This is a genomic window from Arthrobacter sp. Y81 (assembly GCF_002929335.1).
Taxonomy (GTDB): Bacteria; Actinomycetota; Actinomycetes; order Actinomycetales; family Micrococcaceae; genus Arthrobacter.
Genome location: NZ_PJIL01000030.1, coordinates 1 through 15,193, shown reverse-complemented (window position 1 = coordinate 15,193; position 15,193 = coordinate 1). Strand labels below are relative to the sequence as shown.

Sequence of the window (15,193 nt, the reverse complement as noted above, 5' to 3'; positions counted from 1 at the left end):
GAGTGGGTTTTTTTCATGTGAGAGGCACATCCTGCGTCGATGAACGCGTTCTATTTGGTCCCGGCTTCCGCCGCCGCAAGGTTGGCAGCAGCCCGGTTGATCACCTGACTTTTCTTCGGCGAACCCCTGGGCCAACCGGCACCGGGGGCCGATATCCGCATGGATACCGCCTGAAAGACCTTTGAAACACATGACAACTTTTGCTGCCCTCGGCACGCCCAAAGCACTCGCCGACACGCTGACCGCCCAGGGAATCGTTGAACCGTTCCCCATCCAGGTCAAGACCCTTCCGGACACCCTGGCCGGACGCGACGTCCTGGGCCGCGGCCGCACCGGCTCCGGCAAGACCATTGCCTTCGCAATCCCGCTTGTAGCACGACTCGCTGAGCGGGAAGCCAAGCACTTCCGCAAGCCGGGCCGCCCGATGGGCCTGGTCCTTGCGCCGACCCGCGAGCTGGCCACCCAGATCAACGCCACCATCGAGCCGATGGCCAAGGCCATGGGCCTGACCACCACCGTGATCTACGGCGGCATCTCCCAGGCCCGTCAGGAAAAGGCCCTGCGTGCCGGCGTTGACATCGTCATCGCCTGCCCGGGACGCCTGGAGGACCTGATCCGCCAGCGCATCCTGACCCTCGAAGGTGTCGAGATCACCGTTCTGGACGAGGCCGACCACATGGCGGACCTCGGCTTCCTGCCGGTGGTCAAGAAGCTCATGGACATGACCCCCAGCCAGGGCCAGCGCCTGCTGTTCTCCGCCACCCTGGACAACGGCGTGGACAAGATCGTCCAGCGTTACCTGTCCAACCCGCTGACCCACGCTGTGGATGAATCACAGGCCGCGGTGACCACCATGGAACACCACGTGCTGGTGGTCAACGACCAGACCGTCAAGAAGCAGCTGATCGTTGAGCTCGCCTCGGGCGCCGGCCGCCGTGTGCTCTTCATGCGCACCAAGCACCATGCACGCAAGCTTGCCAAGACCCTGACGGACGCCGGCATCCCCGCCGTCGACCTGCACGGCAACCTCTCGCAGAACGCCCGTGACCGCAACCTGGCTGAGTTCTCCTCCGGCGAGGTCCGCGTCCTGGTGGCCACCGACGTCGCGGCCCGCGGCGTTCACGTCGACGACGTCGAACTGGTCATCCACGTTGACCCGCCCACAGAGCACAAGGCATACCTGCACCGCTCCGGCCGTACGGCCCGCGCCGGTTCCGACGGCACCGTGGTCACGCTGACCCTCCCGGAGCAGCAGTCCGACGTCAAGAAGCTGATGAAGGCTGCCGGCGTTGAGGTCAACTTCGAGCGCGTCACCGCCAACTCACCCCTGGTTGCAGAACTGGTGGGCGAAATGGCCGACAAGATCGATCCGCGCACCCGCGCCGCACTGCTGGCCGCCAAGTCCAACCAGGGCGGCGGCACCTCCACCGGTGCAAACGCCGAGCGCAAGCGTGCCCGCCGCTCCACGCAGGCCGCACCCACTGCGGGTGGCCGCGGCGGCCGTGGCGGACGCGGACGCGTCGGAGCCGAGGCTCCCCGCACGGATCTTGCGCGTTCCGAGCGCCGTGCCGTGGCCTACGAGGGCCAGGCCGCTGCCCGCAACGCCGCCGAGCGCGTTGCCGAGAAGAACCAGGACCGCGCCGACGCCGAGCGCGCCGAGCGCCGCAATGCACGCGGCCGTGGCCGTTCCACCGCATACTCGCACCACAACGATGTTCCCGCAGCAGGCGGCCGTGCATCGGCCGGCCGCGGGTCTGACGCCCGTACGTCCGATGCACGCGGCGACGCTCGCGGCGGCGCAACCCGCACCAGCGCACCCCGCGGTGGTGCGCCCCGCAGCGGCGGTGCACCCCGCACCGGCGCGGCAACGGGTGGCCAGCGCGGCGGACGTCCGGCAACGGGCCAGCGCGCCGCGGCCGGCAGCAAGTCCGGCTCAGCCGGCGGCAACGCTGCAGTCTGGTCCTCCAACACCGGCGGCACCTCGGGCGGATCCTACTCCGGCGGCGGCAACGGCCGCTCCGGCGAAGGCCGTCCGGCACGCAGCGGCGGTCCCCGCCGTGCCTCAGCTCCGGCGTCGAACGAACGCCGCAGCCGCTAACACTCGTGGCTCGCTACGTAAAGTAGCTGGCGATACGCAAAATGCCGGCCGCCGCGGGTATATCCGCAGCGACCGGCATTTCGCGTAGCGCAAATCACGAAGCGCAGCGCCAGCCTGAAAGGGTAGCTAAAGCTACCAGCCGCGGGCGCGCCACTCCTCGAGGTGCGGACGCTCGGCACCGAGCGTGGTGGGCTTACCGTGGCCCGGATGGACCACGGCGTCGTCGGGATAGACACCGAACAGCCGCTCGCTGACATCGCTGATCAGCTGGGCGAACCGTTCGGGATCGTTCTGCGTGTTGCCCACGCCGCCCGGGAACAGTGAGTCGCCGGAGAAGATGTGCGCAGGTCCTTCCGGGTCCTGGTACACCAGAGCTACAGACCCCGGGGTGTGTCCCCGGAGATGTACGGCGCTCACATCGAACCCGTCGAAGTTGCCCACGTCCCCGTGGTCCAGCAGGACATCCACCGGGACCGGCAGCTCGGGGGCGTCATCCGTCCCGGCCGCCGTCTTTACCCCGGTGGCCTCGACCAGGCCCGGCAGTGCACGGACATGGTCCCAGTGCTGGTGGGTGGTGGCAACCAGCGCCAGCTTCGGCGTCGCGGAGGTATCCGCGGCGGCGTCGGCAAGCAGCGCCTGGATGGCGGCCAGATCATCGGCCGCATCGATCAGGAGCTGCGCGCCGGTTGCCTTGCTGGTCAGCAGATACACGTTGTTGTCCATCTCGCTGACCGAAATCCGGCGGATGGTGATGTCACGCAGGTCGTGAATGAGGGAATCCATGGGCTTCAGTCTACGGAAACCCTATTCACGGCCTTGGGACACCCAGTTGGGGTCCGCAGAGCGGGAGCCGACGACGGCGTCCGCGGCGGAGCCGAGCCGCTCCAGTTGCGCCGGGGTCAAATTGAGCGCCAAGGCGCCCAGGTTCTCGTCTATCCGTTCCGCCCTGCGTGTGCCCGGGATGGGAACCACGGCCAGGCCGAGCTTTTTGCCCTGGGCAAACAGCCAGGCGAGCGCCACCTGGGCGGGAGTTGCAGCCCGCCCGGCAACGCTCAGCTCGTCGGCGACAGCCTGCACGGCGGCTACCACTCCCTGGTTGGCGTCCGCGGCGTCGGCAGCGAAGCGCGGGATATTGCGGCGGAAGTCGCCGCTCCCGAGCTTTGAAGCGTCCACCGTGCCGGTGAGGAATCCCCGGCCCAGCGGTGAATAGGGCACAAACCCCACCCCAAGCGCGGCTGCCGCGGGAACTACGTTGCGTTCCACATCGCGGCTCCAGATGGACCATTCGCTCTGGACCGCGGCGATGGGGTGGACGCTGCTGGCCTCCCGCAGCTCCTCGGCTGTCACTTCCGACAGGCCGAGGTGCCGCACCTTGCCTTGCTGCACCAGCGCCGCCATGGCCTCCACGGTTTCCACAATCGGAACGCGGAGGTCCCGGCGGTGCATGTAGTACAGGTCAATGGTGTCGGTACCCAGGCGGCGGAGGCTGGCTTCCACCGCCTGTTTGATGTAGGCACGGTCGCCGCGGATGTCGGTGTAGCCGCTGCCGGGGGTGCCTACCAGCCCGAACTTGGTGGCCAGCTGCACTTCGCCCCGGCGGTCCTTCAGCAGTTGGGCGATCAGTTCCTCGTTGTTACCGCCACCGTAGATATCCGCGGTGTCGATGAAGCTGACCCCCGCGTCCACCGCGTGGTGCAGGGTCCGCAGTGCCTCGCCCTGGTCCACTCCGCCGTAGACCGGGGTGAGGGCCATACCGCCGAATCCCAGGGGACTGACGGTGAGGCCGTCGCCAAGGTGGACTGATAGTGCAGTCATGATGCGCTCCGTTCGGTGTGAATCCGTTTCCCTGCCAACAACCGCGGCGGGATGACCGGTATTCCTCAGGAATCGATGGCTTCCTCAAGCGCCGCCGGGCCGGTCTGAAGGCGGGCTCCTGTTGCCAGCAGTGCCTCGATCGCTTCGGCGGAACCCGGGTGGGCCAGGAGGTAGCCTTGCCCCATTTGGCAGTCCAGGGCGCGGAGGAGCTCCAGCTGCCCGGGTTCCTCCACGCCTTCGGCGATCACTTCGAGGGACAGCATGCGGGCCAGCCCCAGGATGCCTTCGAGCATCGCCGCCGATTGCGCCGCGGAGGCCTGCCGCCCAAGGAACGAACGGTCAATCTTGAGGATGTCTGCCGGCAGCACGGCAAGCGAGCTCAACGAGGAATATCCGGTGCCGAAATCGTCGATGGCAACGCGGACGCCGGTATCCTTCAGGGTTCTAAGGGCTGCGATGCCGCCGTCAGTGCTGCCGGCCAGGGCTGTTTCGGTGACTTCAAGCACCACCTTGTCCGCCTGCGCTGCGGGGTCGGAAAGGATGCGCTTGATGGCGGCCAGGTTCCGGGGATTGGGGAGCTGGATGGTTGAGAGGTTGATGGCAATCCAGAGGTTTTCGCACTGCGGCAAGGCCTTCCGCCAGCCTGCCGCCTGGCGGCTTGCGGTGTCCAGCACCCAGCAGCCGACGGCGTCGATGTCTCCGGTCTCCTCGGCGAGTGGAATGAATTCGGACGGGGCCAGCAGTCCCAGGGTGGGGTGCTGCCAGCGCACCAGCGCCTCCACGCCGACGATTTCTCCGCTGTTCAGGTTCGCGATCGGCTGATACTCGAGGCGGAGCTGGTCACCGGAAACGGCCGCGGCCAAGTCTCGTTTGAGGGCGGCGCGGTACGTCATATGGTCGTAGCCCTCGGCATCAAACAGCTGGTAGCGGGCTTTGCCGCCGTGTTTGGCGAGGTACATCGCGAAATCCGCCTGGCGGAGCAGTTCGGCCGCATCGCTGGTGCCCGGCCGCCGCTGGGCCGCGCCCATGCTGGCCGTGACTGTCCGCCGGTCCTCGCCTAAGAAGAAAGGTGCACGCAGTGCCTCGTGGATCCGTTCTGCGATTCCCGCGGTAATGGAACCGGCGTCGTCGTCCATCACAACTATCGCGAATTCGTCCCCGCCGACGCGGGCAACGAGGTCGTGGGTGCGCACGCAGCCCTGGAGGCGCGTGGCCAGCTGGACGAGCAGGTCATCGCCCCGCTCATGTCCCAGCGAGTCATTGACATCCTTGAAGTCGTCGATGTCGATGAACAGAAGTCCCTCGCTCCGGTTCCGGCGGGTGCTCCCGCTGCCAAAGGATTCCGTGAGGCGTTCCATCAGCGCCGCACGGTTGGCCAGCCCCGTCAGGGGGTCATGGGTGGCGCGATGCGTCAGGTTCACGTGGCTGTTGTGGACGGCGGCGGCCATGCCGTTGAAGGCCTCCGCCAACTCGCCGAGTTCGTCGCGGCGGAACACTTCGATGCGGTGGTCGTAGTTGCCGCCCCGCAGCTTTCGGACTCCCTTGTGCAGGCTTTCCACCGGCCGCATGAGGTCCTTGACCATCCTGCGGCGGAAGTACACCGTGGCTCCCACCGCCACCACGAACAGGACGCTGCGCCCGATGATCAGGAGCCGTTCGAGCTCGGCACTGTGTGCGAGTCCCGTGTCCATCTCCAACAGCGAGTAGTGCCTGATTTCCGCCAGCTGTTTGCGGACTTGCGCGCTGGCCGCGGCGAAGGCCGGGGACTCGGCCACATGATTGCCTTGGAGCGACTGCACCTGGCTGCCCCACAGGCCGTGTGCAGTCAAGGCTTCCTGCCAGGACTGGCGGGCGGTGGCAAGTGTTTCCCGCATGCCCGTCTCGCCCGGCAGGAGGGTGGCGGTTTCCTGGAACAGCCGGGAGATCTCCTCCTGCTGGCTGATGAAGGCCGGGCGGTCGCCCGGTGCATTGGAGAGAAGCTGGTGACCCAGCTGCTCGTTGGCGTCGAGGGCTGAACGCAGCACTTCCACTTTGTCCAGCTCGAGATGTAGCTGGGCGGACGTCGCCTGCACCTGGTCCATCAGGCCGCGCACACCCACGATCGTTACCGCGGCCCCGACCAGCAGCGCCGCGAGCATCAGCAGGAAGGCCCTGGACCATTCGCGCTGCAGGCTCCACGTGCGCTCGGGTCCCTCCACGCCGGTATCCGCCGGTGTGGAGACCGGCCCCGATGCCTTGCCCGGCGCGTTCCCATCCATGTGCTGTTGTCCTCTGCGTCCAGGAGCCACGGGGGACCCAGCCACCGGCTGAGACCCGTTGATGGTCCGGTGATCCTAGGAGCAGGCTAACAGGGCTGCGGGGTCCGGGCGGTGTGTCACTGAAAAAAGACTCCAGGAAAAATCCGTTAAAGGCTGCGGGGAACGCGCAGTGAACGAACCGGAACAGCTAGGACCAGGGAATGACGCGGTCGGCGGCAGGGCGGGTGGACTCGATCAGCCGTGCGTTCGCCTCATCGGAGCCGCCGGCCCACTCCTCCGCCGCGGGCCGGTCCATGCCAAAGTGCACGTGCCTGTCCACCAGCCGCTCGAGGCGAAGGTCCGGGGGAGTGTCCATGAACCAGACCTCGTCCAGCTGCGCCCGGACCTGACGCCACGCGGGGTGGTCCGCCAGGAGGTAGTTCCCTTCGGTGATCACCAGGGGCACGGAGGCCGGGACCGCGATGGACGCAGCCACCGGCTCGTCGATCTGCCGGCGGAAATCCGGTGCATAGACCACGGGCTCATCCCGCCGCGCCAGCCGCCGTAACAGCGAAAGGTAACCGCCGACGTCGAACGTGTCGATTGCCCCTTTGCGCTGCCGCAGCGGCGTGCCGTCGATGATCGCATTGCCAAGGTGGAAGCCGTCCATGGGCACCACCACGGACGTGTCGGCATCAAAGAGGGCGTGCAGGCCGGCCGCGAAGGTCGATTTGCCGGACCCCGGCGAACCTGTGATGCCGAGAAGCATTCGTTTCCCGGACGCGACGTGGGCACGAAGGTCCGCCACGGCCGCCCTTATCTCCGGATGCCGGAGCATGGCGTCGTCCAGCCGTGGGGCAGTGCCCGGGTCCACTGAAGAAGTCACCATGACACCAGCCTAGTCAGTGTTGCTGTTTAGTCCGGCGTGCCGGTAAATGCTGTGCGGCTCCGCGGTCCTGCGGCAGTAGCTTCAGCCCCGCCGCGCAGCCAACAATCCCGGCGATGAACAGCAACTTGAGCGGACTGGCAGGCTCGACGCCGGTGGCCATGGCCCAGCCGACGGTCAGGGCAGCGCCGATGCCCACCCACACGGCGTAGGCGGTCCCGAGCGGGATTGACTTCACTGCGATCCCCAGTCCCACCATGCTCAGTGTGGCGGTGACGGCAAAGACTATGGTGGGGAGCGCCTGGGAGAAGCCGTCGGACAGCCCCAGGGCGGTGGCCCAGACGGCCTCGAGTACGGCGGAACCGAGCAGGATCAGCCAGGCGGACGCATTCTTGCTAAGCATTACGCCACCACCTTCAGGCCCACCACGCACGCGGCGAGCCCGGCGAGCAGCAGCAGCCGCCCCGCCGTCGCCCGTTCCACCTTGGTGATGATCGCGTAAGCGGAGGTCAGAACCACACCCACACCCACCCACACGGCGTAGGCGGTGCCGGTGGGAATGGACTGCATCGCGATGGCGAGGCCGCCGGTGCTCGCGATGACGGAAACCAGGAAGACGACCATGGGAAGCACGCGCCGGCGGCCTGTGGCCTGGGAGGTGCGGTGCAACGCTGCGGCCCACACGGCCTCGAGCGCCCCGGACAGAATGAGGATTAACCACGACATGACAGATCCTTTGGCCAGTCTTGTCGCGTGCCGGGTACTGAACCGTCGTCCGGAGGTTCCGGAGGGGAACCTTGATCCCAGCGTAGCAACGCCCGACGCCGGGTGGCCACCATTGGTGGCTAAGGTCACCGCCTGTCTGCGGGCCGGTGCGGGATCGAGGAGGCAAGGGCAAGCACTGCGATGAACGACGCTCCCAGTACCGCAACCCAGGCGCCGCGCGGTTCGGTGATGGCGAGCACGGGGCCGGCGATCCCGGGCCCGGCCAGGGCGAGTGCCGCGGTGAGGGCTGCGCTGACGAGGCCGCAGGCGATCCTGGCCCAGAGGGGCCCGCGACGGGACAAAGCGTAGCCCCCGCCGATCGCCATCAGGGCAACGGCGATTGCGCCTCCGCCGAGGCCTTGCGTGAGCAGTGCTGCAACCGCGCCGGGCATGAGCAGCGGCGCGATGGCGAATGCGAGCGGCGCGAGGGCGAGCCAGCGCCACCCCCGCCGGCCGCCTGCACGCCGGAGTGCTTCGGCCCAGCCAAGGAGTCCGCCGACGCTGGCTCCAGGCAGGAGGATCGCGCCGAACGTCCCCCACCAGCCGAATATGGATGCCGGGCCGGCGAGTTCGACCATGTAGCCACGGAATCCAGCAGCCCAGGCAATCCCGCATGTTATGCCGATCAGCACGAGAGGCGCAGTCCGATGGAGGGCGGGACTGGCGTCGCGCGAGGCTTGTGCGGACTCTTTTTCGGGCATGATCGGCTCCACGGATTCACCTGGTAGCTGGGGACATTAGGGCACCGCTGTAGAAAGATCAAGGCCCGGCGGGTTCCTGTCCCGGCCGGCGCCTTAGTCCGAACCCGGTGCCGCCAGCGGCAGCGGAATCCGTTCCACCACCCGCGGCGCGAGGAGGAGCTGCCGTGCCGGCGGGACGATCGCCGCCGCGGGGGTGGCCGCCAATTCGTGCGTCAGCACGCGGATGATGTGCCGCGCCGCCTCCTCCACCGGCTGGGCGACACTGGAGAGTCCCAGTGCAGCGGCCACGGGAGTGTCGTCGAAGCCCACAATCGCGGCTCGGCCGCCCGGCCCGGCGGGCTGGCCGGGCCGGAAAGCGCCGGGCCGTGCCTCACGGAGCTTCTCCATGGCTCCCAGGGCCAGCGAGTCGCTGGAGCACACCACGGCCGTGGCACCCCTCGATGCCAGCAGGGCCGCTCCGGTTGCGCCGCCGGCGACGGTGTCTTCCGTCTCGGCGCCGAGGACGGGCACGTCCCGGCCGTATCCGGCAGCCGTCATGGCGCGCTCCCAGCCTTGGCGGCGATCAGCGCCCACCGGGTTGCCTGTATGCCAGCCCAGGAAGCCGATCCTGGCGTGGCCCTGGGCCAGCAGCATATTCACGGCAGCTTCCGTTCCGGCGGCGCCGTCCACGTCCACCCAGGCGTGTTCCGCCGCCGCGGAGTGTCCGTCGGCATCCCAAGGGCGGCCGAAGACGGCGAAGGGCGTGCCGCGTTCCTGCAGCCAGCGCGACCGCGCGTCGTCAGGGGTGCTGGAGGTCAGGATGAAGCCGTCCAGCCCGGCGACGTCCAGGAGCTGTTCGTACTGGCGGACTTCGTCCTCGTCCGAATCTGCGCAAAACAACGTCAGCCTGTACCCGGCTGACTGGGCCGCTTCGGTGAGCGCGTGCAGGAAGCGGTCCAGGACGGCGCCGTTGATGCCGTCCGTGGCGGGATAGAGCCGTATGCCGAAGTTCATGGAGCGCTGCGTGCGCAGCTGGCGGGCGGCCGCACTGGGCCGGTAGTCGGCGGCCGCGATGGCGGCCAGGACGCGCTCCCGGGTGGCGGGTTTGACCTTGTGCGGCGCATTCAGCACGTTGGAGATGGTCTGCCGCGACACGGCAAGTTCGCTGGCCAGGCTGGCGAGGGTGGGCCGGGGCAAGCGGACTCCTTGGGATTCGGATTGGGCGGGCAGCGTGGGAGGCATCCCGTGAAGGCATCAGCACGCTGGCCTTTCCCTCACACAGTAACGTGTGAGACGATCTAAGCGCACAAAATTTGATCGATCAAATTTGGGGGCCCAGGTGCCCGCAGGTAATGCGGACGGCCGTCTTTGCCCGCCCATCCAACATCACCAGGAGTTGTTTATCCTTGGCCTCTGAACAGCCATACCTGCACAATCTCTCCGGCGTCTTCAGCGCCCCGATCCAGGCGTGGTCCGACGCGCACGGGCAGATCCGGCATGCCGGGGCGCAGGGGATCTACTGCGGCGATGACCGGGTGATCCACACCGCGGTCCTCACCGTGGACGGGCGGGAGCCGGAATGGGTGTCAACGCAGCTGCGTTCCTCCACGGAAACCGACTACATCTACTTTGTGCGCGCTGACGCCGAGGTGGCCGACCCCCTGCTCTCCTTGGTGCGTACGCGCACGGCCGCGTCCAGCCGTCTCCGCGCGGGCGACACCACCGAGACGCTCACCGGCTGCTCCGGGACGGTGGCGGAGACGCTACGCCTCGAATCGGCCATGCTGCAGCCGGTGACATTAAACGTCCGGCTGACCCTCGGCGCGGACAACACCACCATGGAGCAGGTCAAGCAGGGCGGGCGCGGCCATGCCCCGGTGGAACTGCAGGCGCCCACGTGGTCGTGGCGGGACACGGACACCACGCTGACCCTGACCGCGGACAACGGAACCGTCAGCACGCGTGCCAGCAAGGTGACCATCGACTGGGCTGTGGAAGTGAAGCCGGGAGTGCCCGTCCAGCTGGGCTGGGCCGTGGACCTGACCGATGCGGATTCACCGATGCTCGCAGCGGACGGGGGGCCCATTGTTGCTCCGGCGTCGGACGATCCTCGGCTGGACCGGCTCCTGGAGCGGTCCGTCAGCGATCTCAACAGCCTGCGCCTGGCGCACTATTCGCATCCGCATGACACGTTCCTGGCAGCCGGGGCGCCGTGGTTCTTCACCATGTTCGGCCGCGATTCGATCATTGCGGCCCGCATGCTGCTGCCCATCAACACCGCCATTGCGGGCGGAACACTCCGTGCCCTCGCGGGCCGGCAGGGCACCGAGACGGACCACACCACGGCCGTCCAGCCCGGGAAGATCCTGCACGAGGTCCGGCGGACCGTCCTGACCATGGCCGAGAGCGGCCAGGCACTGCGACTCCCGCCCGTGTACTACGGCACCATTGACGCCACGCCGCTGTGGATCTGCCTCCTGCACGATGCCTGGAAGGCCGGTCTGCCGGACGCCGAGGTGGAAGAGCTCCTGCCCAACCTGCTGGACGCCCTCGAATGGCTCCGCGACCACGGCGACCTGGATGGTGACGGCTTCCTGGAATACCTGGACGAGTCCGGGACCGGCCTGGTGAACCAGGGCTGGAAAGACTCCGGCGACGCCATCCGCTGGCACGACGGCTCGCTCGCGAAGGGGCCCATCGCGCTGGCCGAGGTCCAGGCCTACGCCTACGAGGCCGCCATGGTGGGCGCGGAAATCCTTGAGGCTTTCGCACGTCCGGGAGCCGCGGAATGGCGCGACTATGCAGCCGGCATGGCCGAACGCTTCCGCGCGCAGTTCTGGTGCGAGGACGAGCTCGGTGCGTACCCTGCGCTCGCCCTGGACGCTGACAAGCGCCCGGTGGACGGTGTGACCTCCAACATGGGGCACCTGCTCGGCACCGGGATCCTGAACGAGGAAGAGCAGCTCACCGTGGTGCGCCGCGTCATGGACCCCACCTTGTTCTCCGGCTACGGAGTGCGGACGCTGTCCACCACGAACGGCGGCTACTGGCCCACGCGCTACCACGCAGGCGCGGTCTGGAGCCATGACACGGCCCTGATCATCAGCGGCATGCTGGCCGACGGCTTCGCGGATGAAGCGGCGCAGCTCGCGGCCGGGCTGCTGCAGGTGGCCGAGGCCAACGACTGGCGGCTGCCCGAACTCTTCGGGGGCCACGGCTCGGACACCATGCGCACACCGGTGCCGTTTCCCGCGAGCTGCCGTCCGCAGGCCTGGGCTTCGGCCAGCTCTGTGGTGATCGCCGCAGCACTTACACCCGTGGGGCCTGAACAGGAGAAGCTCCTGCAGTCCTCCGGCACCAGCGCCGGTCGGTAACGCGGCTGCCGGTCGGTAACGCGGCTGCTAGCCGGTAACCCGGTCGATCGACACTACGGCCAGGAAACCCCGGCCCAGGATCTCTGGTGTCCGGTCGTCGGAGCCGACGACGGCGTCGTAGCGACCCAGCGTCTCCGGCTCTGCGGAGCCCGGGGCTGCTGCGGGCGCTTCGCCTTCGCCTTCGCCGGAGGCTCCGGACTCGGCACCGGCGGTACTCGGGCTGACCGTGGCCTGGCCCTGCAGCAGGATGCCCAGCTGACCTTCGAAGACCGGGTGGGCGCGCTTCTTGGAGAGTTCGATGATGGACGTGTACCCCTTGAACGCACCGTTCCGGGTGATCACATTGAGGTCGCGGATGTCGCCTGTGGGCAGTGCACTGGCTGTGTCGGCCTCGCCGGAGAACCGGAACGGCCGGTACTTCTCCAGCGGGTGTTCGGCGCCGTCCACGGTCAGGAGCAGGAGTTCGCCCTCGATCACGGTCAGGACGCGGTCCATGCCGGGAAAGGCGGAGAATGCACCGGCCTTGGACACCTCGGCGATGCTGACGCGCCAGTCCCAGGCGCCGTCCTGGGCGGAAGCCGCCTTCGGATGGCTGGCGAGTTCGCGGGTTACCCCGCCGCTGTTGCGCCACGGTTCGGCTCTGAGTTCGGCATAGCGGATGATCTCCATGCGCCCAGCCTATCGGCCGGACGGCAGGCCACGCCCACATGGACACGACCACCGGGAAGCTCGCCTGGCGTAACCTCGGCGCGGGCCGGGCGGGCTTGCTAACGTCAGGTGGAGGAGAAATTCGCAGGAGGAGCCAGAGATGTTCGTCAAGGTGTGTGGCCTGAGTACGCCGGAGTCTGTCCTGGAAGCGGCAGGAGCCGGTGCGGACGCCGTCGGATTCGTCCTGACCAAAAGCCCGCGGGAGGTCACGCCTGCCCGGGCCCGGGAGCTCCTTGCCCACGTTCCGGCCGGCACGCCGGCAGTGGGCGTGTTCCGCCACGAGCCGGTGGCAGACGCCGTCGCCGTCGCCCGCGAGGCGGGCCTGGAGTGGATCCAGCTCCATGGCGACCGCACCCCGGAGGATGTCAAAACAGCGCACGACGCCGGCATGAAAGTCATCAGGGCAGTCACCATGGGTGCCTCCCCGGAAGCGTTTGGCAGCTGGGGCGAGGACGTCCTGCTGATTGACGCCGCCGTGCCCGGTTCCGGCGAGGCCTGGGACTACGGTTCGGTGCAGGCCAAGGGGCTGGGCGGGCGGAACTGGCTGCTGGCCGGCGGCCTTGACCCCGTCAACGTCACAATGGCCGCGAAGGAAGCCGGTGCCTGGGGAGTGGATGTCTCCTCCGGCGTCGAAAGTTCCCGCGGAGTGAAGGACCTGGCGAAGATCAGGGCCTTCGTCCTGGCAGCGAAGGCCTAGCTCGGCCACTGCCGTTTGCGGACGGCCGGGATGCCCAGCGCCGGCCGGAATGAAGACTGCCGGATTCTTGTTGCCGCAGTCATGAAGCGCATCGGATTTCTTTCCTTCGGCCACTGGGGCAACGTTGAGGGGTCCCGGACGCAGACCGCCCGGGATGCCCTGCTGCAGGGCATCGAGCTGGCCGTGGCCGCCGAGGAGCTGGGGATCGACGGCGCTTTCTTCCGCGTGCATCACTTCGCCCGGCAGCAGGCCTCGCCGTTCCCGTTGCTGGCCGCGATCGCCGCCCGCACCAGCAGGATCGAAATGGGCACGGGCGTGATCGACATGCGGTACGAAAACCCCCTGTACATGGCGGAGGAAGCATCCGCCACCGACCTGATCAGCGGCGGCAGGCTGCAGCTGGGAATCAGCCGCGGTTCGCCGGAACCTGCCAGGGACGGCGCCGCCGTGTTTGGCCACGTCCCGGCCGAAGGCGAAACCCCTGCGGACATGGCCCGCCGGCACGCCGCAGTGTTCCGGCACGCCATTACCGGCGCCGGCGTGGCCGAGGGCGATTCCCGTTTCGGCGGAGGCACGGGCAAATTGCCGGTCCAGCCTAACTCGCCGGATCTTGCCCGCCGGGTCTGGTGGGGCGCCGGCTCCCGCGCCACCGCAGTGTGGACAGCTGAACAGGGGATGAACCTGATGAGCTCCACCCTCCTGACCGAAGACACCGGTGTGCCGTTCGACCAGCTCCAGGCGGAGCAGATCAGCATGTTCCGCAGCGCCTGGGCCGAGGCAGGCCATCAGCACACGCCCCGGGTATCGGTCAGCCGCAGCGTGCTGCCGATCGTGGACGACGAGGACCGCCGGTACTTCGGGCTCAGCGCCCTGCGGGAAAGGCGTGACCAGGTGGGCGTCATCGACGGACTCGTGGCGAGGTTCGGGAAGAGCTACGTGGGTGAGCCGGAAGCGATCGCCGAGGAGCTGGCGGCGGACGCCGCGGTGCAGGCCGCCGACACACTCCTGCTCACGGTCCCCAACCAGCTCGGCGTGGACTTCAACGCCAAGCTCCTGGGCAACATTGCCCGCCATATAGCGCCCGCCATCGGCTGGCAGCCCAAGTGGTCCGCGGCCGCCGCGCACGGCGCGAAGACCGGGAGTTAGGCGGCTTAGGCGGTTTCACAGGAGGCTAGCCGTGGCTATGTCTGTTCGCTAGCATTCAGCTGGGGGAGCACCCCGAAGAACCGGCGGTCCCAAGCCCGCCAACCCAGTCGAAGGAGACCCATTGTGACTCTTCCCCAAGGCATTACCCCCGGCATCTGGACCCTCGACATGTCCCACAGTGAAATCGGGTTCTCGGTCCGCCATGCCGGCATCAGCAAAGTCCGCGGCCGGTTCACCGACGCCTCGGCGGACGCGCACGTGGGCCAGTCATTGGCGGCCTCCAGCCTTCACGCCACGGTGAAAACGGCAAGCTTCGACTCCGGCGACGCGAACCGCGATGCCCATGTGCGCGGGGCGGACTTCTTCGACGTCGAAAACTACCCGGAGATGACGTTCCGGGCCACGGGCATCGAAGGCGACGGCGAGGACTACACCGTCACCGGCGACCTCACCATCCGCGGCGTCTCCAAGCCCGTGGAACTCGAAGTGGAGTTCAGCGGCGTGGCTGTTGATCCGTTTGGCGCCACCCGGGCAGGATTCAGCGCCGAGGCCGAAATCAGCCGCAAGGAGTTCGGACTGACGTGGAACGCCGCCCTCGAAGCCGGCGGGTTGCTGGTCAGCGACAAGGTCAAGATCAACGTGGAGGCAGCCCTGGTCAAAAAGGACTAGGGTCCGCGAGGAAGTGGCCTGCGGCGGGGCGCAGGCCTAGTTGTATTGTCCACGGACGTTAGGAACGTGCGGCGTGGTTAGGTGACAAAAAGAAGACCTCCGAGTGGAGTGGGGCTTG

At 67.9% G+C, this 15,193-nt stretch carries 14 protein-coding genes and 1 riboswitch; of the genes, 5 read left to right on the top strand and 9 right to left on the bottom strand.

What is annotated here, in order from left to right:
* Positions 1-190: 190 nt before the first annotated feature.
* Entirely contained in the window at positions 191-2,098 is a 1,908-nt protein-coding gene (locus tag CXQ91_RS23020) for a DEAD/DEAH box helicase (RefSeq protein WP_104176182.1), read from the top strand.
* Positions 2,099-2,230: 132 nt separating this feature from the next.
* Here CXQ91_RS23020 and CXQ91_RS23015 read toward each other — a convergent pair whose 3' ends face one another.
* The 8 genes from CXQ91_RS23015 to CXQ91_RS22980 form a co-directional block, all read right to left on the bottom strand.
* Positions 2,231-2,881 carry an MBL fold metallo-hydrolase gene (locus CXQ91_RS23015; RefSeq protein WP_104176181.1) on the bottom strand — a complete coding sequence of 217 codons (651 nt, stop codon included), beginning with the start codon at positions 2,879-2,881 and terminating at the stop codon, positions 2,231-2,233.
* A gap of 21 nt (positions 2,882-2,902) precedes the next feature.
* Positions 2,903-3,913 (bottom strand): aldo/keto reductase, encoded by a 1,011-nt coding sequence (locus CXQ91_RS23010; protein ID WP_104176180.1) that lies wholly within the window; start codon positions 3,911-3,913, stop codon positions 2,903-2,905.
* 65 nt (positions 3,914-3,978) lie between these two features.
* A complete protein-coding gene (locus tag CXQ91_RS23005; protein WP_104176179.1) occupies positions 3,979-6,171 on the bottom strand; it encodes a bifunctional diguanylate cyclase/phosphodiesterase in 2,193 nt (730 codons plus the stop codon).
* Positions 6,172-6,358: 187 nt separating this feature from the next.
* Positions 6,359-6,988, bottom strand: coding sequence for a nucleoside/nucleotide kinase family protein (locus CXQ91_RS23000; protein WP_104176201.1), 630 nt, complete (start codon positions 6,986-6,988; stop codon positions 6,359-6,361).
* Between the two features lie 64 nt (positions 6,989-7,052).
* Positions 7,053-7,439 (bottom strand): multidrug efflux SMR transporter, encoded by a 387-nt coding sequence (locus CXQ91_RS22995; RefSeq protein ID WP_104176178.1) that lies wholly within the window; start codon positions 7,437-7,439, stop codon positions 7,053-7,055.
* Positions 7,439-7,762, bottom strand: coding sequence for a multidrug efflux SMR transporter (locus tag CXQ91_RS22990; protein WP_104176177.1), 324 nt, complete (start codon positions 7,760-7,762; stop codon positions 7,439-7,441). Before CXQ91_RS22990 ends, CXQ91_RS22995 begins: the two co-directional genes overlap by 1 nt.
* A 9-nt stretch (positions 7,763-7,771) precedes the next feature.
* Positions 7,772-7,837, bottom strand: a riboswitch (guanidine-III (ykkC-III) riboswitch).
* 50 nt (positions 7,838-7,887) lie between these two features.
* Entirely contained in the window at positions 7,888-8,379 is a 492-nt protein-coding gene (locus tag CXQ91_RS22985) for a hypothetical protein (RefSeq protein ID WP_258074238.1), read from the bottom strand.
* Between the two features lie 216 nt (positions 8,380-8,595).
* Positions 8,596-9,678: a LacI family DNA-binding transcriptional regulator gene (locus CXQ91_RS22980; protein WP_258074237.1), complete on the bottom strand. Its 1,083-nt coding sequence runs from the start codon at positions 9,676-9,678 to the stop codon at positions 8,596-8,598.
* A 209-nt stretch (positions 9,679-9,887) separates the two neighbouring features.
* Between CXQ91_RS22980 and CXQ91_RS22975 the strand changes: the two genes are divergently transcribed.
* Complete coding sequence (locus CXQ91_RS22975) at positions 9,888-11,855, top strand: glycogen debranching N-terminal domain-containing protein (protein ID WP_104176174.1); 1,968 nt, start codon at positions 9,888-9,890, stop codon at positions 11,853-11,855.
* Positions 11,856-11,882: 27 nt separating this feature from the next.
* Here the strand turns inward: CXQ91_RS22975 and CXQ91_RS22970 are convergent, their stop codons facing one another.
* A complete protein-coding gene (locus CXQ91_RS22970; RefSeq protein ID WP_104176173.1) occupies positions 11,883-12,524 on the bottom strand; it encodes a HutD family protein in 642 nt (213 codons plus the stop codon).
* Between the two features lie 139 nt (positions 12,525-12,663).
* On the opposite strand from CXQ91_RS22970, the gene CXQ91_RS22965 reads away from it, so the two are divergent.
* The 3 genes from CXQ91_RS22965 (at position 12,664) to CXQ91_RS22955 (ending at position 15,075) form a co-directional block, all read left to right on the top strand.
* Positions 12,664-13,260: a phosphoribosylanthranilate isomerase gene (locus CXQ91_RS22965; protein WP_104176172.1), complete on the top strand. Its 597-nt coding sequence runs from the start codon at positions 12,664-12,666 to the stop codon at positions 13,258-13,260.
* Positions 13,261-13,341: 81 nt separating this feature from the next.
* Positions 13,342-14,406 (top strand): LLM class flavin-dependent oxidoreductase, encoded by a 1,065-nt coding sequence (locus CXQ91_RS22960; protein WP_104176200.1) that lies wholly within the window; start codon positions 13,342-13,344, stop codon positions 14,404-14,406.
* 123 nt (positions 14,407-14,529) lie between these two features.
* A complete protein-coding gene (locus tag CXQ91_RS22955) occupies positions 14,530-15,075 on the top strand; it encodes a YceI family protein (RefSeq protein ID WP_104176171.1) in 546 nt (181 codons plus the stop codon).
* The last annotated feature ends 118 nt before the right edge of the window (positions 15,076-15,193 follow it).

Bases quoted from the DNA above. Each gene is read 5' to 3' on its own strand.
- CXQ91_RS22970 (WP_104176173.1), bottom strand. From the start codon at position 12,524: ATGGAGATCATCCGCTATGCCGAACTCAGAGCCGAACCGTGGCGCAAC.
- CXQ91_RS22965 (WP_104176172.1), top strand. From the start codon at position 12,664: ATGTTCGTCAAGGTGTGTGGCCTGAGTACGCCGGAGTCTGTCCTGGAA.
- CXQ91_RS23005 (WP_104176179.1), bottom strand. From the start codon at position 6,171: ATGGATGGGAACGCGCCGGGCAAGGCATCGGGGCCGGTCTCCACACCG.
- CXQ91_RS22960 (WP_104176200.1), top strand. From the start codon at position 13,342: ATGAAGCGCATCGGATTTCTTTCCTTCGGCCACTGGGGCAACGTTGAG.
- CXQ91_RS22990 (WP_104176177.1), bottom strand. From the start codon at position 7,762: ATGTCGTGGTTAATCCTCATTCTGTCCGGGGCGCTCGAGGCCGTGTGG.
- CXQ91_RS23010 (WP_104176180.1), bottom strand. From the start codon at position 3,913: ATGACTGCACTATCAGTCCACCTTGGCGACGGCCTCACCGTCAGTCCC.
- CXQ91_RS23000 (WP_104176201.1), bottom strand. From the start codon at position 6,988: ATGCTCCGGCATCCGGAGATAAGGGCGGCCGTGGCGGACCTTCGTGCC.
- CXQ91_RS23015 (WP_104176181.1), bottom strand. From the start codon at position 2,881: ATGGATTCCCTCATTCACGACCTGCGTGACATCACCATCCGCCGGATT.
- CXQ91_RS22985 (WP_258074238.1), bottom strand. From the start codon at position 8,379: ATGGTCGAACTCGCCGGCCCGGCATCCATATTCGGCTGGTGGGGGACG.
- CXQ91_RS22995 (WP_104176178.1), bottom strand. From the start codon at position 7,439: ATGCTTAGCAAGAATGCGTCCGCCTGGCTGATCCTGCTCGGTTCCGCC.
- CXQ91_RS23020 (WP_104176182.1), top strand. From the start codon at position 191: ATGACAACTTTTGCTGCCCTCGGCACGCCCAAAGCACTCGCCGACACG.